Genomic DNA, 25,917 nt, shown 5'->3' with positions numbered 1-25,917 from the left:
GAAATATGAAAGCAAAGACATTTGCGGCCGACCCGCAGATTCAGAAGCATCGCTGGTGGATTCTAGTGGCGGTGTGTCTCTTTACATTTATGTCGACGTTGGACGCCAGCATCGTTAACATTGCGCTGCCGGTCATGAGTCGCGATTTGAAAATTCCGATGAACCAGGCGGAGTGGGTGGTATCAATCTACCTGATTGCCATCTGTGCGCTCTTGTTGTTTTTTGGGAAGCTCGGAGACGTCCACGGTAAAATTCGCATCTTCAAAATTGGCTCGTTTCTGTTCGTCATCGGGTCTTTTCTGAGCGGGTTTAGCGTGAGCCTTTCCTTCCTGTTGGGGGCGCGGGTCGTCCAGTCCGTTGGGGCAGCTATGACCATGGCGACCAACAATGGTATCATCACGGAAGTCTTTCCGTTTAAGGAACGGGGTCGTGCACTGGGAATGATCGGGTCGTTTGTTGCGTTGGGCAGTATTGCCGGGCCCGGAATCGGCGGTCTGATTTTAGCCCACCTCAGTTGGGGGTACATTTTCTGGATCAACGTGCCGGTCGGTATCATCGCCATCTTGATTGGCCAGCGCATTCTGCCACGGGATATTACGGTGAGCGCTGAGCGGATCGACAAGCCCGGCGCCAGTCTCTTTGCGCTCATCATGATCAGCCTGTTTGCGGGCGTTTTCGTGGGGCAGGAGATTGGCTTCACACGACCGGTGATTCTCGGTCTATTTGCGTTGGCGGTCATTGCCATTTTCTTCTTTGTACGGCTGGAGCTACGCGTGGACAATCCCATTTTGGCGTTAAAATTGTTTCAAAATAAGCGGTTCACCATCAGCATTCTCTGTGCTTTCCTGATTTTTGTGGCCAATTTCTTCTTCAATGTGATTGCGCCATTTTACTTGGAAAATGCCCGGGGACTGGCTGCCAACTATGCTGGTTACGCGCTGATGACTTTTCCCATTGTGCAGGTGGTCGTCGCACCGATTGCGGGGGCAGTCTCCGACAAGATCGGACCGGAACTGTTGACGTTTGTCGGTTTGATTTTGATTTCCATTAGTCAGGTGGGCTACATGCTGGCTAATCTGGCGACGCCGCTCTGGGTCTTCATGTTCTTCATTGGTCTTGTGGGTCTGGGAAATGGAATCTTCATGGCGCCTAATAATTCAATCGTCATGAGTTCCGTGCCGGTTCAAGACTTGGGCGTTGCCGGTGGTATCAATGCTCTGGCACGGGAACTGGGGATGGTGATCGGGATTTCGATTGCCACGACCGTCTTGTTCTCCGCAATGGGGCATTATGCCGGTCATCATGTGACGGCCTATCTGCCAGCCCACCCGGAAATCTTCATTGATGGGATGCGGGTGGCCTTCATGGTCTCACTGGCTATCTGCCTCGTCGCCACCGTCATCACGGGTTGGCGGTTGTTGAAACGACAGGCTGCCTAGGGTGTTCGACTGCAGCTGGCAGGAATTCCGCCTGCCATGGGGAACGCCTCCAGCCAAAGGGCGGGCTTCCAGCTCGCCTCAAAGCCATGAAGTGCGCATGTCTTCGAGGTCGTCCCACGATGTAAGCCGGGACAGAACCCCGTCTAACATCGTCGACACGGCTGGCTCCACCCCTGTCAGCGGCCGTCTAATATTGTGTGTGTTCAACTGAAACTGAGTGACCGTGGCAATTGGCAGACGAATTTACGGTCTATTATTTCGACTGATGTATCAACAAGCAGCCAATTAAATTAGATTGAAGATGGAATGTTGGCGAACCTTTGGTAAAGGCTATCGTATTAAGGATAGTAGCGTGAAATGGGTACTCACCGGATGGAAATTATGCCTAAGCTCATAACTATCAATTTGACGAATAATTCTGGAAAGAATGCCATAACAGCTATGTCATCTGAACCGAAAATAGTACGGGCATTCAACGTATGTTGTGGCAGAAAAACCATCAGAGTCGAAGGAGGCCAGGGATGGAGCCAGCCGAGCGAGAAGCCTGGCGTTCTTCCAGGCTGAAGCGTTCCCACAGCAGGCGGAATCCCTGGCAGCCGCAGTGCGGTACACTAACTCTAACTAAAAAACAGCGTCACGAGTTCATTCTCGTGACGCTGCTTTAGGTTTAATCTTTAGTTTCAGTTGATGTATCACTGCTACTTGGTGTTTCCGGCGTACTTGGCGTGGTCACATCGGTTGCTGGTTTCTTGCTCCGACGCTTCCGTGAACGGGTCCGACGGGAACGGGTCTTGCGGCGCTTTCTTCTGTGCGGATTACGCTTCTTCGGTTTGCCACTGAAGAATTCATAAGGCTTCTTGGCGGGCAGGGTCACGGAAAGTTTCCCAAACGAAGCCGCCATGATTGGCAGTGCCAAGTTGAAGATGATGGCCGTTAAGATGGTGATCAAAGCGACCGCCGTTAAGACTTGTGATTCGGCCGCGAGCAGTCCCAGGACACCCGTAATGATAATGAAGAGCGAGTGCCGGGTGGTTTGGCCGATTTCCTTGATGCCTGGTAATAGCCATTCCAATAGTGGGGCATCGTTTAACCGGTAGCTCAGTGCCAGTTGGGTCAATTCGACCACGGCCAGAACGGTCAGTGGAACGAATGACAACAGGGGCACCTGCCAGTTGAAGACGCCATTGCCAGTCAGCCACGTCATTAAGAGGTGGGTCAACTGGTAACCGGCTAAGGCGGACAGAATGAACGTCAAGAACCAGTACGTGGATTGCAACAGGGAACGACTGAAGATGATCAGGAGCACTAAGATGATCCCGAGTACTAACAGTAAGACGCGTGGTAAGTCATGTTGATACTGCGACTGGATGGTTGCGGCAACGACCGGTTGGCCCGCGAAAGTCAGCTTGGCATCCTTAAGCGAGGTGCCTCGGAGTTGTGAGGTTGCAACGGTCTTTAAATGCCGTAACGTCTTCGCTGTATTCTGCGCGTTAGGTTCCTGCTTCAACGTGATCGTCAGGTAGGTTGCCTTGACCTTTTCGTCAGTGAAGTTGACCAGGGATTGTTGGAAATCACCGCTAGCAATTTGCGTTGGTGAGAGGTACAACGCCTTGGCTGCTTCGGACGTTTGGAGGCCGCCCAGGTACAGGTAGATGTTGTTTAAGGACTTTTGCATGCTGATCACTTGCTTACGAGAACTGTTCAGACTGTCATTGACGGCCTTTAAGGTTTCCGCGTAGTTGCTCAAGTTGGAGTGAATGGCACTGGTTCCGGTGTTGACGGTGCTGGCATCGCTAGATAATGCCGTCAGGGTCGTCAATGCGGAGTTCAATTCGGTGTTGACCTTGTTCAACTGGTTGATGTAGCTGGTGACTTTCTTAGAGGTGCTGGAGCTACCAGTTGCGCTAGAGCGAGTCAGCGCCGTTTGCAGTGAACTTTCCAGTGTGCTACTGTCACTGACCAAGTTGTTGGTTTGTGACGTCAGCTTCTTTAACCGTTTGATCTCATTTTTCAATGCCTTTTGCCGGAGGTTGACGCTGTCCGACTTCAAGTCGTTACGCACCGTTCCCAGTTGGCCAACGACGCCGGTCAAGTTTTCGTTGAGCGAGCTCAGCTGGTTAGAAACGTAGTACTGCGTGATCGGTTGACCGCCTGGTTGAGTCACGGACGTTACCGAGCTGACCCCAGGCTGAGCCTTTAATTTCTTGGTCAAATTGTCCAGTTGGAACAGTTGATCTTGATTGTCTAAGCGTTGATCTGCTTGAACGTAAAGCGTCACTGGCGTTGATTTACCTTGGCCAAAGTGCGCACTGAGAACCCGAGCACCCTGCACGGCTTGGTTATTGGGAATATCTTGGGTGTTGTTGTAGTTCAGTTGATTACGGTAAGTGAGAGCAAATGGACCGACAACGAAAAGGACGACCACGATGGCGAGCAAAGGCTGCCAAAACCCGAAACGAGCCAGGTTGTGCCAGAACTTGTGATCCTTGAGCTGGGGCCGCGTCTTCTTAGGCCAGAAGAGACTGGCGCCGAGCATCCCGGAGAAGACGGGAACCAGACTGACACTGGCAATCCCAGTAATGGCGAACCCCACGCTGAGCAGACCAAAGGCCCGAATGGTGGAGAAGTCAAAGAACATGAGACTACCAAAGGCAATTGTCAAACTCAGGGTACTGATGAGAATCCGGTAACCCAAGTCGTGAATCACTTTAGACGTGGCTTCTTGACTCTCCATCCCATCGTCGACCAAGTCCCGCAGTTCTCTAAAGAACCAGAAACTGGTCAGCAGGGTGAACAGGCTAATGCCGAGTAACAGAAAAATCGGTGTGTATTCGGAGTAAGCGAAGTTCCAGTGGTAGGCCAGGTTAGTTGCCAGACTAAGTGTTGAAATATAGCTAATTAAAATGGCAAGGAACGTAATGATTGGGGCGATGAGTGATGCGAATAAAATCCCCATGGCAACTAAGGCAATCAGTAACGTCATTAAAATTACGATCAGCGTAAACGACGAGATGTGTTCGTTAGCGGCGTCGCTAATAATCTCGGGGCTGGTCACGTAGGTGTTGAGGCCAACGGTTGAAATCTGGTTCTTCAACTGTTCGGTAATTTGCCGAACGGTCCCTTGGTTATGACTCACGGCCAGTTGAACCACTTCAGTCGACTTATCCTTTGAGAATAGTTGCGGCTTACTGGTTGGTGTGTTGGTCATTGTTGTGATCTTTTGTATGCCATAATAGTTCGACCGTTTTTGCAATTCGGAGACCGATTTGTTCACGGCTGCGAGTTGTTTATTGGTTAAGGCACCATCCGGATTGTTAAAGACCGCGTTAACGGTGTAGGTCCCGTTTAAATTACGGCCCCAATTATTTCGAATCTGGGTCGCCTTAACGGGTTGACTCGTATTCGCCAATTGTGGTTGACCATCATATTGGATGATGGTACTGACGTTTGGCAAGGTGACGATGGCCGCGAAGACCACGACAAGCCAGAATACGAGTGCAAAGATGCGGTTGTGGTGGAGCTTTCTTATCCGTTCTTGCATATGTAATCTGAGTCCTCTCTCTGTAATCAATTTCCCGCCGTGCAAGCAGGGTGTAATCCATGCTTAATTTTACCATAACAGCTAGGTTTGGTGCGGATTTCCGACCGATTTAAGAAAGTTTAAGAATCTCTTTAGTTGCCTTAGCAAACGAAACTGGTAAAGTAGAAATACTTGTATTAGACAACTGAGAGGAGTGATTTTATGGCCAAGCATCATCAACCCTACCAAAGTCCATTCGCAGCCATGCTGACGGACCAACGTTATCCGTTTGCGACGAAGCTAGCAACGGCGGCCGGACTAGACCCCAGCCAAGTTATGTTTGCTTACTTACAGATCACGGCGAACGTCCCAGAAACACTGGCGGCAGTGCCGAAGCAAAAAGAGATTGATCGGCGCTTCCAAGCATTCTTGACGGATGCTGCGGGGAAGAATCAGCGGTAGAATTGTGTAACTAAAGAAGAGGCAGGCCGAGTATTTGAACTTGGCTTGCCTCTTTTGGTGTGAAATGGTCGTGGGGATCAATGGTAATGAGGTTAGGCGGGTCAAGGTAGGCCATTGTTTTTTGCTGGAGGATGCAAGATGATAGTGCCTAGCAAAATTAAAATAATTATAGTACGGTGCATGTCAGCCGGACGGCCATGATGAGTCTTCAGCCCCGTCATTGCAGGAGAAACGGGCCAATCTCGCCATTGACCACCAACTCGTTATCGTTGCCGTTAGCGCCATTTTCGCGTAAACTAAATTAACTTATTAATAATCAAAGGTGACAAGGAGGATGCATCTCATGTGTACGAGTATTTTACAGATTGCCAAGGATGGCACGCACATCTTGGCGCGAACCATGGACTGGCACGCGCTGTACGTCCAGCCGTTGTTCGTTCCCCGCGGCTACGAGTGGGAGAGCGTCTACGATAACGGTCGCCACGTGAACCGTTACGCCATGATTGGCGGCGGGGGGCCACACGACCACGAGATCGATGTCTCGGATGGCGTGAACGAGATGGGCCTCAGCGTCCAGAAGCTGACCTTTGCCAACGGCTCCCACCTGGTCGACCAGCCAACGCCGGGACAGGTCCACTTGGCGCCCTACGAATTTTCCTTTTATCTGCTGGGGCATTACGCCTCGGTGGCCGACATTGAAGCCCACATCGACGAGATTCAGCTGATGAGTGGTAAATTGGCTGTGAATAACATTGGCGATTCCGAACTTCACTTTGCCGTGGTCGACCGGACCGGCCGCACGGTGGTGATCGAACCCACCCATTTTCCAATGAAGGTGCGCGAAAATCCGCTGGGCGTGGTCACCAACAGTAAGGACTTTGAACTTCAGCTTCAACGGTTAGGCCAGTACGTGAATTACACCGACGACTTTAAGGCTGGAACGCTACCCGTGAATGCCACCCGCGTATCTACCGGGCGCTTCTCGGGCAAGCCAGTGCCGAGTGGGTCGTTTACCCCGGGTGGTCGCTTCGTCCGCGCCGCCTATTACAAGGAACGTGCGGACCTGCCAGCCGACGAAGAAGCGGGCATCATCAGCGCTTGGCATCTCCTGAACACGGTCACCGTGCCACGGAGTAGCCAGTACCGGCCAACGTATTCCGTTTACCGGGCGGCGACCGCTTGTGAGTCGTTGACCTATTATTTCCAGCCGTATGACCGGTTGGATGTGGTGCAGTTAAAATTAACGCCGGACATGTTGGCCTGGACGGAACCGAAATTTTATCCGGTCGCCAATCACCTGACCGTCACGTCTTTAAATCAACAGGCCGAGCAAGTTGGCGGTGATCAGGCCAATCAGTACACCCCGGTGTAGATTCGGGTGCATGACGATGATGGCTAGAAACTCACGCGCCCACGCAACAGGAAAGTAGGACCATCGCGTGGGGGCGGGGATGCCGCCGACGCGGATGTGCAATGCCGCAGCGAGATTCCGGGCCCGGAACAGGTGGTAGCTGTTGGTAATGAGGGCGACGCGACCGCCCTGTTGCGGCAGTTGTCCCCAGAGGCGTTGACTGTTGATGAGGTTGGCCCGCGTGTTTTGCGACTGGTCTTCTTGGATGATCCGTTCGGCAGGGAAATCGTGAGCCACTAGGTAAGCGGCCATGGCGGTGGCTTCACTCATGGTCTCATCGGGGCCCTGACCACCGGAAACGATGATGGTGACGGGGGATTTTTGCCGGCGAGCGACCTGCAAGGCAGTATCGAGGCGCGCGGCGAGAATCCGGCCGACTTGATCACCATTTAGCAGGCCAGCGCCGAGGACGACTAGGGTGTCGGCGTGCCGGGCGTGAAACAGGGTGGTCCGCAACAGGCCAATCAGGCTGGCCCCATAGAGAATGGCCAGGTAAGCGCTGAAGAGGGGGATGAACGTTAGCCACGGCCAGAGGGTTTCACTGAACTGACCATGGGTGACGGCGAAAAACCAGCCCCCACAAAGCGCCAGCCACACCCAGATACCGGCGACTAGCCAACCGCCCAAGCGCTCCTGTTTACGCACGACCAACTTGGGCGCACCGATAGTTAAAAATAGGGTGAAGAAGCCACTGAAGGCTATGAGCAGAATGATGACGCCCAGGCCATCGGCTAAAAAGTGCGCCCACGGCTGTGTTGACCAGTGGGCGAGTAGCCACAAACTACCAGTTGCTACACAGGTTGCACTGGCGCTGAAGAGTCCCTGAGGTTGCCAAAACGTTAGTAAGGCAATTAAACAAATTATGAACAAACTGGCAGTGAGTAACATTTTGACACCCCCTTCCTAAAGGTTAAGTTTTCTTGAGACTTTACAATTTAAGTTACTTCTTAGTTCATTCTGATTATAATTAATGAGAACCGCTAAGTTTGAAGTTTGGCGACGACATGGTTTGGTCCAAATGGGGCTGAACTAGCCGCCGTGACTACGAGCGGTCATTAAATTAATTATAACCGAAATAGGAGGGATCGGGTTGCCAAAGCGTCGGCGCTCACGCAAGCGAAACAGTCACCCCGCCACGGCCACCTGGATCTTTGTCTTGGTCCTGCTGGTCTTGGGCGGCGGTTTATTAATTCGTGGAAAAATTAAAACAGAAATTCAATCGGCCCGGATCAATCAGACGACGAGTGAATCTTCGTCGGGAGAGACCGCGGCCCAGCAGAAATTTATCACCAAGATGGCCAAGCCAGCCGTGCGGGTCTACCGCCAAAATGGTCAGGTCCTGCCCAGCATTGTGATTGCTCAGGCCATCCTGGAGTCGAGTTGGGGGACCTCGGCACTCTTTTTGCAGGCCAACAATCCTTTTGGTGTGAAAGGAAGCTATGAAGGCCAGTCCAAGACCTTCCCCACCAACGAGTACGTGAATGGCAAGAAGATTACCATCAACGCTAACTTCAGAGACTACCCTAACTTAACGGCGGCCATTTTGGACCACGATGCATTGTTAAAGCGGAGCTACTTCAAGCAAACGGTCACGGATTATACGGTGGCGGCCAAGTTGTTACAGAACAACGGCTACGCCACGGATCCGAAGTACGCGAAGAAGCTGACCAATCTCATCGCTACCTACAATCTGAACCAATATGATACTTAGGCTACATTAGTGGTATTCGCCTCCGGCTGCCCGGGATTCCGCCTGCGGCTAAGATGGTGGTCGTGTCATGACTGTTCTTGGTTCCAGTGTGATCAGTAAACTATGAAAAAAAGAGAACCCCCATCCAGTTGTATAGCGATTGGATGGGGGTTCTTTAGTGATCATCGAAATTGAGAGACGTTCTTAGCTGGTAGAATATTTAGCCCAACAGTAACCGATTAGTACACCAGCTACGTTAGTCAACTAGGCGGTTCTATCCCTCAGCACTTCCTCATGTAAAAACGAGTCAGAGCCGGAGCGCGGCAATTAAACACGTAACTCTTTAGTTCTCATTGTAGTTGATTGCCAATTGATACAGAGTCTTGGCCAACGTGTTCAGTGACTTGGTGGGACTTTGGTTGGCAAAGAGAATCACACCGGACTTGTTGCCCTCAGATCCGTACAGCACCGTTTGATAGCCGGCACCGGTTAAGCCGCCACGAACCCGCTTCATGTTGCCAGATTCATGGTAGAGGCCACCGGCGTAGTTTAACTTGTAGTCGTTGCTGAGGTCGTAGTACTGCGTCTTGGTTAAGATTTTGCCATTACGCAGGCCCTTTTGAATCGTGTAGTAGTCTTCTGGGGTGGAGTAGTAGTTGCCGGCTCCAAGCAGAGAAGACATCAGGTTTTGTGAAACACCATCGGCAGTGTAGTCCTGACCGTTGGTGTAACTATAGCCGTTAGCCACGGTCTGACCGGCGGGTAAATTGTTCCAACTGTAAGTGTTGTTCAGCTTGAGTGGTTGAATGATCCGCGACTGGACCAACTGGTCGTACGTTTGACCGGTAACCTTCGACGCGATACCGGCTAGTAACGTGTAGTTGGCGTTGGTGTAGTCAAAGGATTGATTGCCGCTAACGGATAATTGACTTAGCGTGTAATTTATTTCGGAGGCTTGCGTCGTCAACAGGGACGTTGGGGTGGTTTCCCCCATGTCGATCCCGGAGCGATGATTCAGGAGTTGGCGGATGGTGATGTTACTACTGTTCTTGACGCTTGGGTAATACTTGCTGAGCTTGTCGGTCAAGGACAGTTTGTTGTTGGCGGCGAGTTGTTCGATGATGGCCCCCGTCATGACCTTTTGCAGCGAGGCAATTGGAAAGAGAGTACTGGCGTCGTTGGCCGTTTTGTTACTAGCATTCGCGTAGCCAACGTTGACTAGGCTAGCACCGGTCGCATAGCTGTTGAAAATCATCGCGCGTCCTTGGAAATGGGCGTTTTGTAAGAGTACCGCGGCGTTTTGTGAACGGGTAAAGGTTTGCAGGGCATTTTGATTGACCCAGCCAATCGTTTTCCCATACCAGGAGAACTTCACGTAGGTCGAGCCATCGGACAACTTGGCCGTCTGACTGACCCGGACAAACCGGTGTTGCCAGTTCTTACCGCTGGCATCGCGCGTCTTGGCAGAGCGTTGTGTGTAGTACGGCGCGTAGTAGTAAATGCCATCGTTACGGGTGCTCTGGTTCACAAAACGAGCATTATAATCGGTCTTCTTGGTACTGGTAATGGTCGAGTAGCTGCGGGCATACGCGGGGTGTGCAGGGAAGAAACTGCCGACCAACAAAACTGTTCCTAGAAGTAACAAAAGTTTTTTCACAATAATCATCCATTTCCCCTTAAATTACCCCCAATCTTAACGCGCTTTGGTTGCATCGAGGTAACAGAGATGTAGCGATTCGGTAACATTTCTAATAACTTATATTATAAAATGACGAACTCAGCTAACTAACCTTTTGAATGGTTGTGCGCTATACTAAATAAATGGGTCGTAAGTTTGCCGTTGGTATGGTAAACTAACCGAAAATAAATTTTCTTATACTGAGGAGCTGAAGTAAGCGTTGTTACATTTTCTTGGCCAGCTATATGGGCCATTCTTTGACTTACACAACTGGGAAACGGTGATTTCTTCGGGTAATGACTGGTTGATTATTTTTTCACTGGTCATGATCGAATGTCTCTTGTCCGTCGATAACGCCGTCGTTTTGGCCGCTCAGACACAGTCGCTACCCTCCCAAAAGGAACGAGAAAAGTCGCTGTTCTATGGAATCTGGGGCGCGTACATTTTCCGCTTCATCATCATTGGACTCGGGACCTACCTGATTCATTTCTGGGAGATCAAGGTTATTGGGGCACTCTACCTGGCCTACCTGGTCCTGCAATTCTTCACGAAGACACGGGTCAAGCACACGCGGAAACTGGTGAGCGACAAGAAGAAACGACTCTTGCCACTCTTCTGGTCCGTGGTGATGCAGATTGAAATGATGGACATCATCTTCTCCGTCGACTCCGTTTTGGCATCGCTGGCAATTTCCAGCAATCCGGTCATCGTCCTGATTGGGGGATTGATTGGGATTCTCGCAATGCGGGGTGTGGCCGAGGTCATCATGAAACTGATGCAACGCATTCCGGAGCTGGAACCCATGGCGTATATCTTGATTGGGCTGATCGCGGTGAAATTGTTCATCTCGATTCCAGCCATCGACATCGAGATTCCGGCAACACTATTTGGTGTCGTCGTGGTGGGCGCGATTATTTTGACGCTGATCATCCACGTCATTCGCAAGCGTCGGCGGGGACAAGTGACGAGTAAGACGAGCGTTAAGAAGACTTCTAAATCAACTGAATCATAATATTTGGGGATGACCAATCAAGGGCCATCCCTTTTTGCCACGCACAAATAAAACGCACCACGCCAACCGCATAACGTGCGGTCCGCCAGGTGGTCGTGCTATGATAACCGTAATGAGTAATGGGAGGTTTTGCTGATGCAAATTGGATTTATTGGAACCGGCGTCATGGGAACTGGAATTGTCACCAACCTGTTGAAGGCTGGGCAAAAGGTGGTCGTTTATAACCGCACCAAGGCTCACGCACAGACCGTGTTGGCCGCCGGGGCGACTTGGGCGGACACACCGCAAGCCGTTGCGGAACAGGCGGACGTAGTCATGACCATGGTCGGCTATCCAAGCGACGTGGAGGAAGTGTACACGGGAGAGCATGGCATCTTTGCTGGGATTAAGCCGGGGAACATCGTGGTCGACATGACGACCAGCACCCCCTCGCTGGCGGTCAAATTAACCCAACTTGCGCACGACCACAACGTTCAGGCGTTGGACGCTCCGGTATCTGGTGGCGACGTGGGAGCCAAGAACGCCACGCTGACCGTGATGGTCGGTGGTGACAAGGCCGCTTACGACCAGTTGCTGTCAGTCTTCCAGCAGTTGGGCCAACGCGTGGCTTACTTTGGGGATGCCGGTAAGGGTCAGCATACCAAGATGGCTAACCAGATCATGATTGCCGGGACCATGACCGGTTTGACGGAAATGCTGGTCTACGCTAAGGCGGCCAAGCTGGACTTGCCACAGGTGTTGGCAACGTTAAGTAGTGGTGGTGCCGACAACTGGAGCATGGACAACTATGTCCCCCGGATTTTGAAGGGCGACTACACGCCCGGTTTCTTTGCCAAGCACTTCTTAAAGGACCTCCGGATCGCCTTACAGGAGGCCGACAAAATGGACCTCGACTTGCCAGCGACCAAGCAGGCCAAGCTGCTGTATGAAGCCATGGTCGATGACTTTGGCTTGGGCGACGACGGGACGCAAGGGCTGATCAAGACTTACGAACAAAAATAAGGATAGGCAGCGTGATGGTGAGTGAACTGTCACGCTTTTTTGATGGGGACCATTGTTGTTTAGCTGGGGTGGCTAAAATAACGACGAATGCTTTCTTTACATCGGACTAAAAATATTTTCGCCAGAACAAAAACTTACTTAAAACGGCGACAGAACAAACAACAATGTCAGAAGCGAATCACAATTGAAGTTGTTTAACCTCTGCGTATAATCATTGCAACAATGGGGGGGAGCGCAATGAAGATACGTAAGGTGCTATCCATAAAAATGCAGGTGGACGGGAAGTTTAGTAACCCAGTGAATTACCTTGTGTCATATATCCAGGGACTACTAATTTTCGTGCTGCTGATTATCGTAAATTGCCGGTTTATTTTCGGACACTTTATCTTTAACTGGGACTTGTTCTCGTGGTATTTCCTGATGTGCTATCTGTTGTTACCGGTTGAAAATATCCTGTTTGCGAAGCTTAGGGGCACTTTCAAGAACAACAGTCGACCGCAATCACTTACACACTCATCTAAAACTAAGCCACCTCATTTTACAGGTACCTTAATTTTGCCAATGTACGATAATCCAAATGAAAATATGACGATTCGGGCCTATCTGTTGGCGTTAGAGATGATTGGGGCACCGCTAGTACTATTCACAACGCTAGTTCTCATATGGATAAGGAGAAAGTCAATATGAAGAAACGGCTTTAACACTATGGTTGAGTTTTGATTTAAATGACAAAAAGGTTAAAAGTGGCCGGCTGATTTTTAGTGTACGTCTTGGCCATATAAGTTTGGAGAAAAGACAGGTCTGGGACAAAATCCCAAACCTGTCTTTTTAATTACAACTTCTTTTTCAACGTCACGACTGGGGCGCCATCCTCAGCGAACGGTTCGCCAACGACGTGGTAGCCACAGCGTTCGTAGAAGGTTTTGGCCGTGAGTTCACCGTCGATGATACCGATCGTGAAGCCATGCGCCTTGGCCCAGTCTTCGCCGGCTCGAAGCACCTGACTGCCAATTCCCTGACCGCGAACGGCTTGACTGGTGCAGACTCGACCGAACCGCATTTCTGTGTCGGATTGGGGCTCTAACCGCAGCGTGCCCACTGGTAATTCGGGCCGCTGGTAAGCCACCACGTACTGTCGTTCTGGTGTATCGCGGTCGTCAAATTCTACGTCGCGCGAAATGCCCCGTTCGGTGACGAAGGTGGCTTGACGGAGGGACAGGGCGGCTGCGCGGTTGTACGGTTCAGTTGAAATTACGATTTCCATGGCATGCTCCTATTCGATTTCGGCGAAGAAACTGTAGAGTTTTTCGGTAGTCAGCGCCGCCTTGTCAGCGCCGGCCACATCGAACGTGACCTTGCCGTGATGCAGGACAATCAGCCGGTTGCCGTACGTCAGCGCGTCTTCCATGTGGTGGGTGATCATCAAGCAGGTCAGCTTATCTTGTGAGACCCGTTCGTTGGTCAGGCGCATCAAGTCTTGACCGGTCCGTGGGTCTAGCGCCGCCGTGTGTTCATCTAACAGTAAAATTTCGGGCCGTTTCAACGTTGCCATCAGGAAACTCAGCGCTTGTCGTTGGCCACCGGATAGGTTGCCGGTCGCCGTGGTCAGACGGTCGTCCAAGCCATTGTGCATGGTGGCCGTGAGTTCCTTGTAGTGGTCCAAATGGCGGTTCAATCCCCGGGGCATCAAGCCGCGGCGTTGACCCCGACGTTCGGCGAGCAACAGGTTTTCGGCGACTGTCATCCGGGGGGCCGTTCCCAGCTTCGGGTCTTGGAACACGCGGGCTAAGAAGCGGGTCCGCTTTTCCACTGAATCGTGGGCGATGTCCTTGCCATTGAGGAGAATCTGGCCGCTATCAATGCTGAGGTCGCCCCCGATAGCGTTGAAGAGCGTCGATTTTCCGGCCCCATTAGAGCCCAACACCGTGATAAAGTCGCCGGCATTGATGGTCAGATTGAGTTTATTTAGAATCGTGATCTCTTCGGGCGTGTTGCGATTGACCTTTAACACGACGTCTTTTAGTTCGAGTAGTGGTTTAGTCATTGGTATCCAACCCCCGTTTCAAAATGTGCTTGAAGTTCAGAACGTTCTTGAAGACCGGCAGCATCATGCAGAGGGCCAGGATGATGGCGGAAATCAGGTTTAGGTCGTTGGCGCTGAAACCGAGCTTGAGGACCAGCAATAAGACGAATCGGTAGAGGATACTGCCGAGCGTCACGGCCACGAGCCGTTGGTTCAGGGTCAGATCACCGAAGGCTACTTCACCAATGATGATGGAGGCCAGCGCGATAACGATGATGCCGATACCCATGTTGACGTCGGCGTACCCGTTATTTTGGGCAACCAGGGCGCCACCAAAGGCAATCAGGCCGTTGGAGACCATCAGGCCCATGATCTTCATGTTGTCGGTGTTGATACCGAGGGAACGAGCCATGGTCTGGTTGTCCCCGGTCGCGATGAACCCTTGGCCGAGCTCCGTTTGCAGGAAGTAGATGACGATGGTCGTGATGACCACCATGACGATGGTTCCGAGAACGACGCTGTCAAAGTATTGCGGCAGAGCGGCGAGCAGGTGATTTTTAAACAGGGTTGATTTTCCCAGCAGAGAGACGTTGGCCCGCCCCATGATCCGCAGGTTAACGGAGTAGCAGGCAGTCATGACCAGGATACCGGCCAGCAGGATGGGGATGTGCCCCTTGGTGTAGAGCAGACCGGTGATCAGGCCGGCCAGCGCGCCAATGACAAAGGCTAGCAGGGTGGCGAGCAACGGATTCATCCCGTTACTGATGGCGGCAACGGCGGTCGCGGCACCGAGTGGAAAGGTCCCTTCAACCGTCATGTCGGCGAAATCAAGAATTCTAAAGGTCAGGAACAACCCAACCCCGAGGACAGCCCAGAGTAGACCTTGCCCGATTGCGGATACTGCTAAACTCATTTGAAGACCTCCCCATGTGTTTTGGCTTCTTTAACGACTGATTCAGGCAACGTGATGCCTAGTTTCTTGGCTTGTGATAAATTGATGGTCATTTCACCCTGACGTTCAAAGTGAATTGGCGTGTCGGCGGGATTCTTGCCCTTTAAAATGGCGGCGGTCATCTTCCCGGTCTCCACACCTAATTTGTACTGGTTGATACTCAACGTGGCGAGTCCACCAGCCTTGACCATGGTGTCGACGGCTGGGAATACGGGGACCTTCTTGGAATTAGCGGTCGACACCAGCGTCTGCATGGCGCTGGCAACCGTGTTGTCGGTTGGCACGTAGATAGCGTCGACCTGACTGACCATCTGCTCAGCGACCTGATTCAAGTCGTTGGTGCTGGCAATCGTGTAGGCCTTGAGCTTCACGTGTTCCTCCTTACAGAGCGCCGCAAATTGATGGTACTGCGCGGTGGCCGAATCATCGGACGAGGTGTAAATGATCCCGAGCGTCTTCATGTTAGGCATGATCCGTTGAATCAGTTTTAGCTGTGACTTCAGGGGTGCTTGGTCGGAAACCCCAGTGACATTGTTGCCAGGATGCGTGTTGCTCTTGACCAGGTCGGCACCCTTGGGGTCGGTGATGGCCCCGAGAACGACGGGAATGTTAGAGCTGGCGTTGGCCAGAGCCTGTGCGGCCGGCGTGGCGATACCGATCATGGCGTCGGCGTTCTCATTGACGAAGCGCGCGCTCATGGTTTTCAGGTTACTCTGGTCGTTTTGCGCGTTTTGAAAGTCGATCTTTACGTTCTTGCCGACATGGTAACCTTCTTCGGCCAGTCCGTGAATGATCCCTTTATGAATGGCATCGAGCGCTGGGTGCGATAGAAGCTGCAGAATGCCGACGGTTGGCACCTTGGCCTTGGTCGCAGCCTGTTGGTGGGTGTCCTTAATGTAGGTGAACCCGAGGAAGATAAGTAAAATGGCAATTAAGCTGTACATCCGTTTCATAACAAAACCCTCTCTTATGTTGAAATAATATGTTGTGTGTATTTTAGTGTAGCCTCTGCCCAGCTCCACTCAAGATAGTCGTTTCTTCGATGGATGAGTGGTTTGCTGACCAGTGTTTTGTGGCCTCCATCATGTGTGTGTATATGATGAAGATGGTACAGTACAGCGCCTTACCGGGCGGCAAGCTACTACTGATATGTTTGGTGTGGCAGGTGGTGAATTGGTTTCGGTGACATTGACTGGCTGTGTAGTGGCGATAATTGTTTCTGAAAAACCTCTTGTAGAGCTTAGCAAGCATGAGACTTGGCAAATTTGGCCGTCAGACTCATGTTTAGCCGGAGGAGGCCAGGGATGGAGCCAGCCGTGGAAATAGTGATAGCTGTAAGCTACCACTATGGGCGACTTTTAAGACGTGTGTTTTTCGCGGCTTAAAAGCGAGCGAGAAGACAGGCGTTCTTCCAGTCTGAAGCGTCCCCCACAGCAGGTGTAATCCCTGGCAGCCGCAGGCGGTAGTACAAAGTAAATCTGACAAGGGAAGATGATACAAAAAGGGCACCCAGACCGGCTGAGTGCCCCAAAGAAAAAGGCCCGCAAAACCGGAGATTAAACATCCGTGCGGGCTTTTGCATCAGAAAAGTAGCCGGCGCAGATGCGAGAATCGCTCTGGGAGCTCAAGTCGCATCAACACTGATGAGACTTGATTACCGGCTTTGCCAACGTCCATTAAGTTCAATACCAGACATTTGCATATGACTTTTCCTTCTTTCCGTATGTGAATAAATTTAGTGTACGGCAACCGGTAAAAACCGTCAACCTTATTTTTTTATTTATAGCGGAAAGCGGTGTTTTCAGTCAGATTTCGAAATGGTTGGACGGTCAACAGAAGGGGGCTTGATATGGGGGCGGTTTAAAACCTATTACGAATGTTTCTGTAGCACAGGCTGATTACGGTTGAGACTCTAGGCAAAGAACATCGACTTATACGTATTAGTACAGCAGGAACCACCCTAAACGTCTAACTATTACCAGACTCGACAGTCATCACATCAGCGAACCTGAGCCGGAGGAGGCCAGGGAAGTAGCCAGCCGTGGAAATCGTGATAGCTGGAGGCTATCACGATGGGCGTCTTTTAAGACGCATGGTTTTGCGGCTTAAAAGCGAGCGAGAAGCCTGGTGGTCTTCCAGGCTGAAGCGTCCCCACAGCAGGCGGAATCCCTGGCAGCCGGAGTGCGGCCATCCAACACAAATTTGCGTTGGAACCGAATATTAAGGTGGTTTTTTGGTATACTGAAGGATAACGAAAAAAGGACGAAACCATGACCTGACTGCGGACATTGGCAGCCATTCGGTCAACTCTATTAGGAGGCTCTGCCATGAAAATTGCCGTTTTAACGGATACATCGTCGGGAATCGACTTTCCTGAAGCTCGGGAACGTCAGATTACCCTGTTACCGGCGCCAATTATGTTTGGTAATCGGCAGTATCACGAGTATCAGGACCTGAGCACGGCGGACTATTACCGGTTAATGCGCTTGGCGAAGGGCAGCAAGGTGGTGCCGACCGCGCCTCAGCTTTCGATGAAGACGCTGCAAGCTGTCTGCGAGGACTTGGCTAGTCGGGGCGTGACCGACGTCATCGTGATTGGGCCCTCCCTTGGCATCTCCGGGGTGATCAATACCTTGGCCGCCTACACGTCAACGATTGAGAACCTTCATGTTTGGCCTTGGGATTCGCGGGGGATTTTGACGACGATGGGTGAGCAGGCTCGGTTAGCCGCTGCTTTGGCAGTGCGTGGCGCAACGGTCGAAGAGATTTTTGCGCAGTTGACGGTGTTACGGCAGACCACACACAGTGCGTTTGTCGTCGATTCCATCAAGCCGTTGTTACGGACCGGGGAAGTCAATCCGAGCCACAGTCCAGGCAGTACGCCATTGTTGGCTGGTAAGCCCATTTTGATTTTTGATCCCTCCGGTAAGATGCGGGTGGCCGGAAGCTCATTGCGGCTAAAGGGTGCTTTGGGGGATTTCCTCGATGCGCTGGCAATCGACTTAGCCGGGGCAGTACCGGTCAAGGCCACGATTTTAAATGCCGACCAACCGGAAGCCACCGCGCGCTGGGTCAGTGCTGCACAAGAACGGTTCCCCACGGTTAAATTTGATGTGGCGTTGATTGGACCGAGCTTCGGCGTTCACGTCGGCGATGGCGCGATGGGACTGGCTTGGTGCCAGGATTATCGGAGCCTGCTAGATTCTGAAAATGAGAATTAAATTAAAGATTGGGGTTGACAGCCTCATTTTTTAATGGTTAACTGAGACTTGTAAATTGATAAATGAAAGGGATAATTCCAATGAAAATTACCAGCCTTAATCATTTAAATAGCCAATTTGCCTTTAGCTTTTTCTTTAGATAGCGTTTGTGTTCAGCTTACTGGATACAAACGCACCGCATCATTGCGTTTGTATCTATCGATTAGCTAAAGTTTTTCAGCATGACTTAGCGCCAGATAGATACGGGTTAATCTATCTGGAGAAATAATATCGGGCCCGATATACACCAGGTAGATTCTACTCAGAATCTAGCTGGTGTTTTTTGTTTTCTCAGGGGGAAATTCTGAGAACGTCGGTGGCCTTGGACGCAGGGCTGCCGGCCAGTGTTGAACGATTGGCAGGATTTACCATTTCAGAATAAAAGCATCTGGCACCTAGCCGGATCATAAAAATAAAACATAGCTGTGGAGGAAATTGAGAATGAAAAAATTATTAGCAACCAGCGTCGCATTATTGGGATTGGGTTTAGTTTTAGCAGGGTGTTCCAGCAAGTCGGATGCCAGCAATGGCGGCTTAAAGGTCGGCATCTTGCAGGTCGTGCAACACGGGTCACTCGATGAGGCGCGGCAAGGGTTCAAGGCCGGGCTCAAGGCCGAGTTGAAGGCTCACGGCAAGTCGACCAAGGTGACCTACCACTACCTCAACGCGCAGGGAGATCAAGCCAATTTGAACACCATGAGCCAGCAATTGGTCCAACAGAAGAATGATTTGCTAGTGGGTATCGCTACTCCCGCCGCGCAGGCGTTAGCTAAGAAGACGACCAGCACGCCAACATTGGTCACGGCCGTCACGGATCTCAAGTCTGCTGGATTGGTCAAGTCAAACGCCAAGCCTCAGTCCAATGTCAGTGGAACCAGCGACCTCACGCCGGTGGGCTTACAACTGAAGCTATTAGCTAGCATGACGACCAGCAAGTTGCCGCTGGGTGTGATGTATAACTCGTCCGAGGAAAATTCCGTGTTGCAGGTCAAGTTGGCCAAGGCCTACGCGAAGAAACACAATTTGAAATTAAAGGTCGTCAGCGCCACCAGCACCAACGATGTTGCCAGCGTCTTGGCAGGATTGACCGGCAAAATTTCCGGCCTGTATTTACCGACCGACAACCTGATGGCCAGTGCCATGAAGACTATCGGCGCCAAGGCCAAAGCCGCTAAGCTTCCCGTCGTGACCGGCTCGATTGAAATGGCCGAAGACGGTGGGACCGCCACTTACGGCATCAACTACTACGACCTGGGCAAGCAAACTGGGAAGATGGCCTACGATGTCTTAGAAAACAACAAGAAGCCACAAAACATGGCCGTTCAAACGTCAAAGAAACTGCATCTGTACGTGAACAAGGCGAATGCCAAGGCCATCGGCTTACAGTCTAATCAGATCAAAGAACCTTAGGGAAGGGAGCTTGTTTCTATGTTAATCACAAGTATCGGTCAGGGCCTCTTGTGGGCACCGTTGGCCATTGGCGTCTTCATTACATTTCGTATCTTAGATATCCCCGATCTGACCACCGAGGGGAGTTTTCCACTGGGCGCCGCGGTCACGGTGAGTGCCATGTTGAGCGGTCAATCCGCCGTGACGGCAAGCCTGCTGGGATTCCTGGCGGGTTGCATTGCGGGCTGGGTCACCGGTGTGCTGGACACGAAGCTCCACATGCCGTCGCTGCTGGCCGGTATCTTGACGATGACTGGGCTGTACTCGGTCAACATGCACATCATGGGTAAGTCAAACGTGCCGTTGTTAACTCAAAAGGTGCTGACCAACTACCTGCCGCAGGGGTGGTCAATCGATCTGCAGACCATCGTGGTGGGTGCCATCGTTACCGGAGTCGTTGTGGCGGTTCTGATCTGGCTGTTCAAGACGCGGCTGGGCCTGTCACTGATGGCCACGGGAAATAATCCCGCCATGAGTGCAGCCAACGGCATTTACACCGACCGGATGGTGATCATTGGCTACATGGTCTCTAACGGTTGTATTGCCTTGTCCGGCGCCCTGATTGCGCAGAGCAACGGGTATGCCGATATTGGGATGGGGATTGGGACCATCGTCATTGGGCTAGCCTCCGTGCTGGTCGGTGAGATCTTCCTGCGCGGTCGGCAAATTTGGCTGCGATTGTCCGCTATGGTCCTGGGGGCCATCATTTACCGGTTTCTATTGACGGTTGCGATGGGCCTAGGCTTCCCGGTCGACGATTTGAAAATTCTATCTGCGGGCATCTTGGTCATCGTCATTTGCCTGCCCATTTTACAAAATAAGTACCGCACGCGTCAGCAGTTGAACCATTACCTCAAACAGATTGGAGCCGATGAACATGAAGCAAGCAACCGCAGTCTTAACCGTCAAACATCTCCAGAAGGTCTTCTTTCCCGGGACAGCAAATGAGCGTCACGTCTTAAAGGACGTCAGCCTTACCATTGAACCGGGCGATTTTATCGCGGTGATTGGGAATAACGGGGCCGGTAAATCGACCCTGTTGAACACGATTGCGGGCACGCTGTCGGCCGATGCCGGGACACTAGCCTTAGCGGGCCATGACGTCACCAAGAAACCAATCGCGTACCGGTCGAAATGGTTGTCGCGGGTCTTCCAGGACCCCAAGATGGGCACGGCGGGGGAACTCAGCGTGGCCCAGAATCTCACGCTGGCCCAGCAACATACAGGCAGTATGAGTTTGCACCGCTACCGCAAGGCCAGTCAGGTCGCGGCGTATCAGGCGTTGTTGCGGCCATTGAACATGGGCTTGGAAGACCGGCTAACAACGCAGGTCAAATACTTGTCGGGTGGACAACGTCAGGCTTTGTCGCTCCTGATGGCAACGCTGAGTCATCCCGACTTGCTCTTATTGGATGAGCACACGGCGGCGTTGGACCCCCAGACCAGTCAAAAGGTCATGGATCTGACCCAAACCATTGTGGAAGAGAACCAATTGACCACGATGATGATCACCCACAAAATGAGTGATGCCTTGACCTATGGCAATCGGCTCGTGATGGTCCAAGACGGGCAGATCAAGCTGGATGTCCGCGGCGAGGAAAAACAGAATCTGCGACAGGAAGACTTGTTGACGTTGTTTGCGGAGTAAGATTGGATTGCACTGCGCACTGCGGCTGCCAGCTACCAAGATTACCACGGCCGGCTGTATCCCTGGCTTCCTCCGGCTTTGATTGTTCTTTGTTTCAGCAAAAGACCCAAAGACGAGTCAAAGTCCTACGCTGAGTTAGACAATCTTGCTAGAACTTTCTGAGCAGTGATGATGTATGACTTAGTTCTAGGTCTTGGTGAATGGATTAAGTTGATAGTCAGTACGCTAATTTTTATGGTTATCAGCCAACTCTAGTGAAGTTTTAAAAGGAAAAATGAGTGTGGGCAAAAACGGCTCCAGCTTCCCAACGTGGGGGGCTGAAGCCGTTTTGAAATTGATTGCTGAAGGACGAATTGCCTGTTTCAATCCAGTATTAGCAAGAATCGATGGATAATGAACTTTATGTTCATTATCTAAGTTGTCAGAAAACTATTGTGTAAGCCGAGAGGTCGCCATATATGGGCTCAGGCGCGTCGTTCTGCTTAGTTGGCGGTGAACCTCCGCCAGCTTAGCAGAAGACCAACCTTGGAGACTCGTGTTTTTCGAGACTTCAAGTTGTGTCCGCACCGTTCCAGCCCATATCTGGCGGCCGGTAAGGCGAAAGGACCACTAGGTTGCCTAATTTACATGCTAGTTTGACAGCTACATAAAGGCCATCAGAGACATTGCGTTATTCAGAAAATGAAGCGTGGTATTGTAGCGGATGTCTCGGAAATGCAGGTAGGCGGCCCCCAAGACCCAACCGAGTGCCGCGTACATAATGAGCGTTGGCGTGAGGCTCATGGTGTGGAGGTAGCCGAAAATCAGGCCGGACATGAACACACCGAGAAAATTCAGTGTCCGCGAGTTGCCCCGGAAAAAGTAATTGAGGAAGATACCGCGGAAGATGAGTTCCTCGATGACCGGGGCGAACAGGATCGAGTAGGCTAAATTCCAAAATGGGAGCTGCAACACTTGGGAGTTCAGGGCCGTTTGGTTTGCGGGGTCACTCAGAACGTGGGTGTTGATCAGCAAATTCCAGGCGAACTGAATCGCCAACATCAATAGAAAAAAGCCGATTAATTGTGTCACCGTTTTGGTCGTAAAACGGGTATGACCAAAGTGACGCGGATTATTTTGCATCAGTTGCTTTTGATAGCGCCACGTAATCAGGGCCAGTAACAATGCCGAATAGATCAGCATGACCCCAATCGAGCGGTTAACGACGCCGGGCCGCTTGACCATGGCCGTCGCGAAGGTCAGGATGCCCGTGTCGATGAGGTAGATCGCCAAAAAGCCGATCCACTTTAAGCTGCGAGATAGCCAGTCAAGTCCATCATTAACGATGTTTCGCAAGGGGCAGACCTCCTTTACTTATCGTATTTGCCGATTTCAATCAAGTTTTCGTCCGGGTCACGCACGTAAACGGAGGTCATTGGGCCCATGGCGCCTTGCTTGGGGAGTGGTCCGTCGACGATTTCAACGGCGTAGTTGGTCAAATGAGATAAAATGTTAGCCAGCGGATCGGTCGCGATGATGGCAAAGTCTGCGCCACCGACCGTGGGGTGCTTGGCCACGGGCAAATGCGGCTGGTCGCTCTGTTGGAAATTAATTTTTTGTTTGCCGAGCTTAACGCCACGGCGGCCGTCGTCGAATTCGATGATCGGCAAGTCAAAAACCTCGTGGTACCAGCGTACGGAACGCTCGATGTCACTAACGGTCAGCGTGATGTGGTCAATGTTACGAATATTCATAAGTTGTCAGTCCTTAGGCAGTAAATTTCACCTATTATAGCATAGTTTGGCGCGACACTCCTAGGCGAGGAAGTTGACGAACCCGGGCGTTTCGTGGTAAATTACTACCTAATATATTGTTTAGGAATCTGGCCTTGACGTTGTCGGGGCTTTTTTCTGCGTGAGAGAAGAAGGGAAGGGACGAAACGTGCCACTATTAGAAGTTGACGACCTGAGCATGAGCTTCGCCGATAAGAAGCTATACGAAGGGGCCAGTTTTACCCTAGAAAAGGGCGAACACATGGGTGTCGTCGGGCAAAACGGGGTTGGTAAGTCAACCTTAATTAAAATCATTACGGGCCATGAGCTCCCATTGACGGGATCTGTAAAATGGCAAAAGAAGACCCACGTGGGTTATTTGGATCAATACGCCGACATTCCAGAAGGCATGACGTTGATCGATTTTCTCCACACGGCCTACGCTGACCTGTACGAAATGAACGACCGGATGACGGCCATGTACACAGAATACGCTGAGACGATGGAGGACAAGCTCCTCGAACGCGCTGGCCGCATTCAAGAAGTGTTGGACGCCAGAAACTTTTACGACGTTGAAACGGAGATCGAACGGGTCATCTCTGGGCTAGGCCTGGATGACATGGGTCGTGACCACGAAGTTGCGAAGATGTCTGGTGGGCAACGGTCAAAGATCATTTTGGCTAAACTGTTGCTCGAAAATCCAGACGTCATCCTGTTGGACGAACCGACGAACTACTTGGATGTCGCCCACATTGCCTGGTTGGAAGACTATTTAAATAACTTTGAAGGGGCCGCCTTGATCGTTTCTCATGATTACGACTTCCTCCAAAACGTGACGAACTGTATCATTAACGTGGCCTTTGGGCAGATCACGAAGTACCGTGGGAGCTTCAAGCAAGCCATGCGGCAACGGGGCGAAAAGGAAAAGGCTCAACAGCGTGAGTTCGACAAGCAACAGGTCGTGATTGAAAAGGCCGAACGCTTTATCCGTAAGAACAAGGCCGGGTCCAAGTCGACCATGGCCAAATCACGGGAAAAGATGCTGAACAGATTGGACCGGGTCGATCCGCCTTCGACAAACGTGCAAGCCCACTTCGATTTCCCTTACCAGGAAACCGGGTCGCAAAACGCGTTGGTGGTCGATGAACTGTCTGTCGGTTACGACCGGCCGTTGTTGAAGCCGGTGACGTTCTCAGTGACGACGGACCAAAAGGTTGGTTTGACTGGATTTAACGGGGTCGGGAAATCGACGCTGATCAAATCGATTCTGGGGCTGATCAAGGCCAAGGGTGGGGAAGCGCACTTCTCGCCATCCGCGCGTATCAGTTACTTCAGCCAAGAACTGGTCTGGGATAACAACCAGCAGACGCCGCTACAGATCATTCAGGAGAAGTACGAAAAGTTACCGCAAAAGGCGATTCGGACCAAGCTTTCCAAGTGTGGTCTGGATTCCGCTAACGCCATGAAGCCAATCGGCGAACTTTCCGGTGGGGAACAGACCAAGGTCAAGTTAGCGCTGATGGAATTTGAACCAGCCAACTTCCTAATCATGGACGAACCCACGAACCATTTGGACGACGAGACGAAACAGGCTTTGAAGCAAGCCATCTTGAACTTCCAAGGGAACGCCATCATCGTGAGCCATGAGGCCAGTTTCTACAACGGTCTGGTCGACAAGATTTTGAACGTTGAAAAGCTGAGTTTACGGGCTGGCAACTAAGAGCGTGTGTAAATTTACCGCGGGATGGTTGCCAGGGATTGACCGCAATGATGCTATCTGAAGCTTATGACCCAGGTGATAATGACTCGTTATTATTTGACGGCCGGTAAGGCGAAGTGGCGCCCACGTTTCAGCTAGGGCGGATATCACGAAGAATCGCGGTCGACTGAAATCTTACGGCTAGATTACGTTTTGGTCGAAATGGTTCCCTTTTTCAGAAAAATCCGTTATGGTTAGCGTTAGAGATGAAAATTATGTCAACAAAAGGACGGAGAGCATGAGACGATTTAGACAATTACTCGTCATTGTTGTGTTGGTCATTGTAGCCGCAATCGGAATCAACCGGGTGATTCAACAGACCTCGGCAGATAAGGTTGCTAGTACGGCGCCCAAGACAGCTAAGACGACGACTGCCACCAAAAAGCCTAAAGTTGAGACTATTAATTGGCGTAAGCCGTCGGAAGAGAAGGCTTATCCGGATCTGGAAAAGTATCCTAATGCATGGTTAGACGTCAATACCAGTAAGCAACGGGTCTACATTAAGAACGGTGATACGGTGCTCTACACCATGTATTGCTCGACGGGGACCGGTAAGGAAAATGGGACGCCACACGGGACGTTCCACATTCAAGAGGAACGCGGGAAGTTCTTCTACAACCAGAATTCTGGCGAGGGTGCCCGTTACTGGGTCTCCTGGAAGGACCACGGCATCTACCTGTTCCACAGTGTGCCGACCGATAAAGATGGCAACTACATCGAAAGTGAAGCCAAGGAATTAGGGAAGAACGCCGCATCGCATGGATGTGTTCGCTTATCCGTACCCGACGCCAAGTGGGTCTACAACAATGTGCCTTATGGGATGAAAGTTGTGATTCATTAAGCGATTAGTGTGTAGGTGAC

21 protein-coding genes are annotated in these 25,917 nt (G+C 51.4%); 12 read left to right on the top strand and 9 right to left on the bottom strand.

Annotated elements, in window-relative coordinates:
• Positions 1-5 precede the first annotated feature (5 nt).
• Complete coding sequence (locus JUF10_RS04195) at positions 6-1,439, top strand: MFS transporter (RefSeq protein WP_203640955.1); 1,434 nt, start codon at positions 6-8, stop codon at positions 1,437-1,439.
• Positions 1,440-2,106: 667 nt separating this feature from the next.
• Here the strand turns inward: JUF10_RS04195 and JUF10_RS04190 are convergent.
• Complete coding sequence (locus tag JUF10_RS04190; RefSeq protein ID WP_203640954.1) at positions 2,107-4,980, bottom strand: MMPL family transporter; 2,874 nt, start codon at positions 4,978-4,980, stop codon at positions 2,107-2,109.
• A gap of 201 nt (positions 4,981-5,181) precedes the next feature.
• Between JUF10_RS04190 and JUF10_RS04185 the strand changes: the two genes are divergently transcribed.
• Together JUF10_RS04185 and JUF10_RS04180 are read left to right on the top strand one after the other, a co-directional pair.
• Entirely contained in the window at positions 5,182-5,421 is a 240-nt protein-coding gene (locus tag JUF10_RS04185; RefSeq protein ID WP_203640953.1) for a hypothetical protein, read from the top strand.
• A gap of 343 nt (positions 5,422-5,764) precedes the next feature.
• Positions 5,765-6,793 carry a linear amide C-N hydrolase gene (locus tag JUF10_RS04180; protein WP_203640952.1) on the top strand — a complete coding sequence of 343 codons (1,029 nt, stop codon included), beginning with the start codon at positions 5,765-5,767 and terminating at the stop codon, positions 6,791-6,793.
• Here the strand turns inward: JUF10_RS04180 and JUF10_RS04175 are convergent.
• Positions 6,734-7,720, bottom strand: coding sequence for a YdcF family protein (locus JUF10_RS04175; protein WP_203640951.1), 987 nt, complete (start codon positions 7,718-7,720; stop codon positions 6,734-6,736). The genes JUF10_RS04180 and JUF10_RS04175 overlap by 60 nt on opposite strands.
• A gap of 202 nt (positions 7,721-7,922) precedes the next feature.
• Between JUF10_RS04175 and JUF10_RS04170 the strand changes: the two genes are divergently transcribed.
• Entirely contained in the window at positions 7,923-8,543 is a 621-nt protein-coding gene (locus JUF10_RS04170; protein ID WP_203640950.1) for a glycoside hydrolase family 73 protein, read from the top strand.
• A gap of 322 nt (positions 8,544-8,865) precedes the next feature.
• On the opposite strand, the gene JUF10_RS04165 is transcribed toward JUF10_RS04170, so the two are convergent.
• Positions 8,866-10,188: a serine hydrolase domain-containing protein gene (locus tag JUF10_RS04165; protein WP_236008154.1), complete on the bottom strand. Its 1,323-nt coding sequence runs from the start codon at positions 10,186-10,188 to the stop codon at positions 8,866-8,868.
• A 232-nt stretch (positions 10,189-10,420) separates the two neighbouring features.
• On the opposite strand from JUF10_RS04165, the gene JUF10_RS04160 reads away from it, so the two are divergent.
• On the top strand, positions 10,421-11,212 hold the full coding sequence (locus JUF10_RS04160; RefSeq protein WP_203640949.1) for a TerC family protein: 792 nt from the start codon (positions 10,421-10,423) through the stop codon (positions 11,210-11,212).
• A gap of 135 nt (positions 11,213-11,347) precedes the next feature.
• A complete protein-coding gene (locus tag JUF10_RS04155; RefSeq protein ID WP_203640948.1) occupies positions 11,348-12,214 on the top strand; it encodes an NAD(P)-dependent oxidoreductase in 867 nt (288 codons plus the stop codon).
• An 832-nt stretch (positions 12,215-13,046) separates the two neighbouring features.
• Here the strand turns inward: JUF10_RS04155 and JUF10_RS04150 are convergent.
• From JUF10_RS04150 to trpX, 4 genes are read right to left on the bottom strand one after another with little or no spacing between them, the layout of a single operon-like run.
• Positions 13,047-13,478, bottom strand: coding sequence for a GNAT family N-acetyltransferase (locus tag JUF10_RS04150; protein WP_203640947.1), 432 nt, complete (start codon positions 13,476-13,478; stop codon positions 13,047-13,049).
• Positions 13,479-13,487: 9 nt separating this feature from the next.
• Entirely contained in the window at positions 13,488-14,258 is a 771-nt protein-coding gene (locus JUF10_RS04145; protein ID WP_048735165.1) for an ABC transporter ATP-binding protein, read from the bottom strand.
• Positions 14,251-15,150 (bottom strand): ABC transporter permease, encoded by a 900-nt coding sequence (locus JUF10_RS04140; protein ID WP_048735168.1) that lies wholly within the window; start codon positions 15,148-15,150, stop codon positions 14,251-14,253. Before JUF10_RS04140 ends, JUF10_RS04145 begins: the two co-directional genes overlap by 8 nt.
• Entirely contained in the window at positions 15,147-16,142 is a 996-nt protein-coding gene (trpX, locus tag JUF10_RS04135) for a tryptophan ABC transporter substrate-binding protein (RefSeq protein ID WP_203640946.1), read from the bottom strand. Before trpX ends, JUF10_RS04140 begins: the two co-directional genes overlap by 4 nt.
• A gap of 1,374 nt (positions 16,143-17,516) precedes the next feature.
• On the opposite strand from trpX, the gene JUF10_RS04130 reads away from it, so the two are divergent.
• The 4 genes from JUF10_RS04130 (at position 17,517) to JUF10_RS04115 (ending at position 21,546) form a co-directional block, all read left to right on the top strand.
• Positions 17,517-18,410, top strand: a complete 894-nt coding sequence (locus JUF10_RS04130; RefSeq protein ID WP_203640945.1) for a DegV family protein — start codon at positions 17,517-17,519, stop codon at positions 18,408-18,410.
• 480 nt (positions 18,411-18,890) lie between these two features.
• Positions 18,891-19,859 (top strand): ABC transporter substrate-binding protein, encoded by a 969-nt coding sequence (locus tag JUF10_RS04125; protein WP_203640944.1) that lies wholly within the window; start codon positions 18,891-18,893, stop codon positions 19,857-19,859.
• 18 nt (positions 19,860-19,877) lie between these two features.
• The gene (locus tag JUF10_RS04120) at positions 19,878-20,846 is read left to right on the top strand and encodes an ABC transporter permease (protein WP_203640943.1); all 969 of its coding nucleotides are present in this window, start codon (positions 19,878-19,880) and stop codon (positions 20,844-20,846) included.
• Positions 20,776-21,546 carry an ABC transporter ATP-binding protein gene (locus JUF10_RS04115; RefSeq protein ID WP_203640942.1) on the top strand — a complete coding sequence of 257 codons (771 nt, stop codon included), beginning with the start codon at positions 20,776-20,778 and terminating at the stop codon, positions 21,544-21,546. The genes JUF10_RS04120 and JUF10_RS04115 overlap by 71 nt, the downstream gene beginning before the upstream one ends.
• Positions 21,547-22,188: 642 nt before the next feature.
• Here the strand turns inward: JUF10_RS04115 and JUF10_RS04110 are convergent.
• Positions 22,189-22,881, bottom strand: a complete 693-nt coding sequence (locus tag JUF10_RS04110) for a CPBP family intramembrane glutamic endopeptidase (RefSeq protein WP_236008153.1) — start codon at positions 22,879-22,881, stop codon at positions 22,189-22,191.
• Between the two features lie 14 nt (positions 22,882-22,895).
• Complete coding sequence (locus JUF10_RS04105) at positions 22,896-23,279, bottom strand: VOC family protein (RefSeq protein WP_048735181.1); 384 nt, start codon at positions 23,277-23,279, stop codon at positions 22,896-22,898.
• A gap of 187 nt (positions 23,280-23,466) precedes the next feature.
• Here JUF10_RS04105 and JUF10_RS04100 point away from each other — a divergent pair, with 187 nt between their 5' ends.
• Together JUF10_RS04100 and JUF10_RS04095 are read left to right on the top strand one after the other, a co-directional pair.
• A complete protein-coding gene (locus tag JUF10_RS04100; protein ID WP_203640941.1) occupies positions 23,467-25,017 on the top strand; it encodes an ABC-F family ATP-binding cassette domain-containing protein in 1,551 nt (516 codons plus the stop codon).
• Positions 25,018-25,294: 277 nt separating this feature from the next.
• Positions 25,295-25,897 carry a L,D-transpeptidase gene (locus JUF10_RS04095; protein ID WP_203640940.1) on the top strand — a complete coding sequence of 201 codons (603 nt, stop codon included), beginning with the start codon at positions 25,295-25,297 and terminating at the stop codon, positions 25,895-25,897.
• Positions 25,898-25,917: the final 20 nt, after the last annotated feature.

This window comes from Levilactobacillus andaensis (assembly GCF_016861695.1).
Classification (GTDB): domain Bacteria; phylum Bacillota; class Bacilli; order Lactobacillales; family Lactobacillaceae; genus Levilactobacillus; species Levilactobacillus andaensis.
The sequence above is the reverse complement of the archived record's forward strand: the minus strand, read 5'-3'. Positions and strand labels throughout refer to the sequence as shown.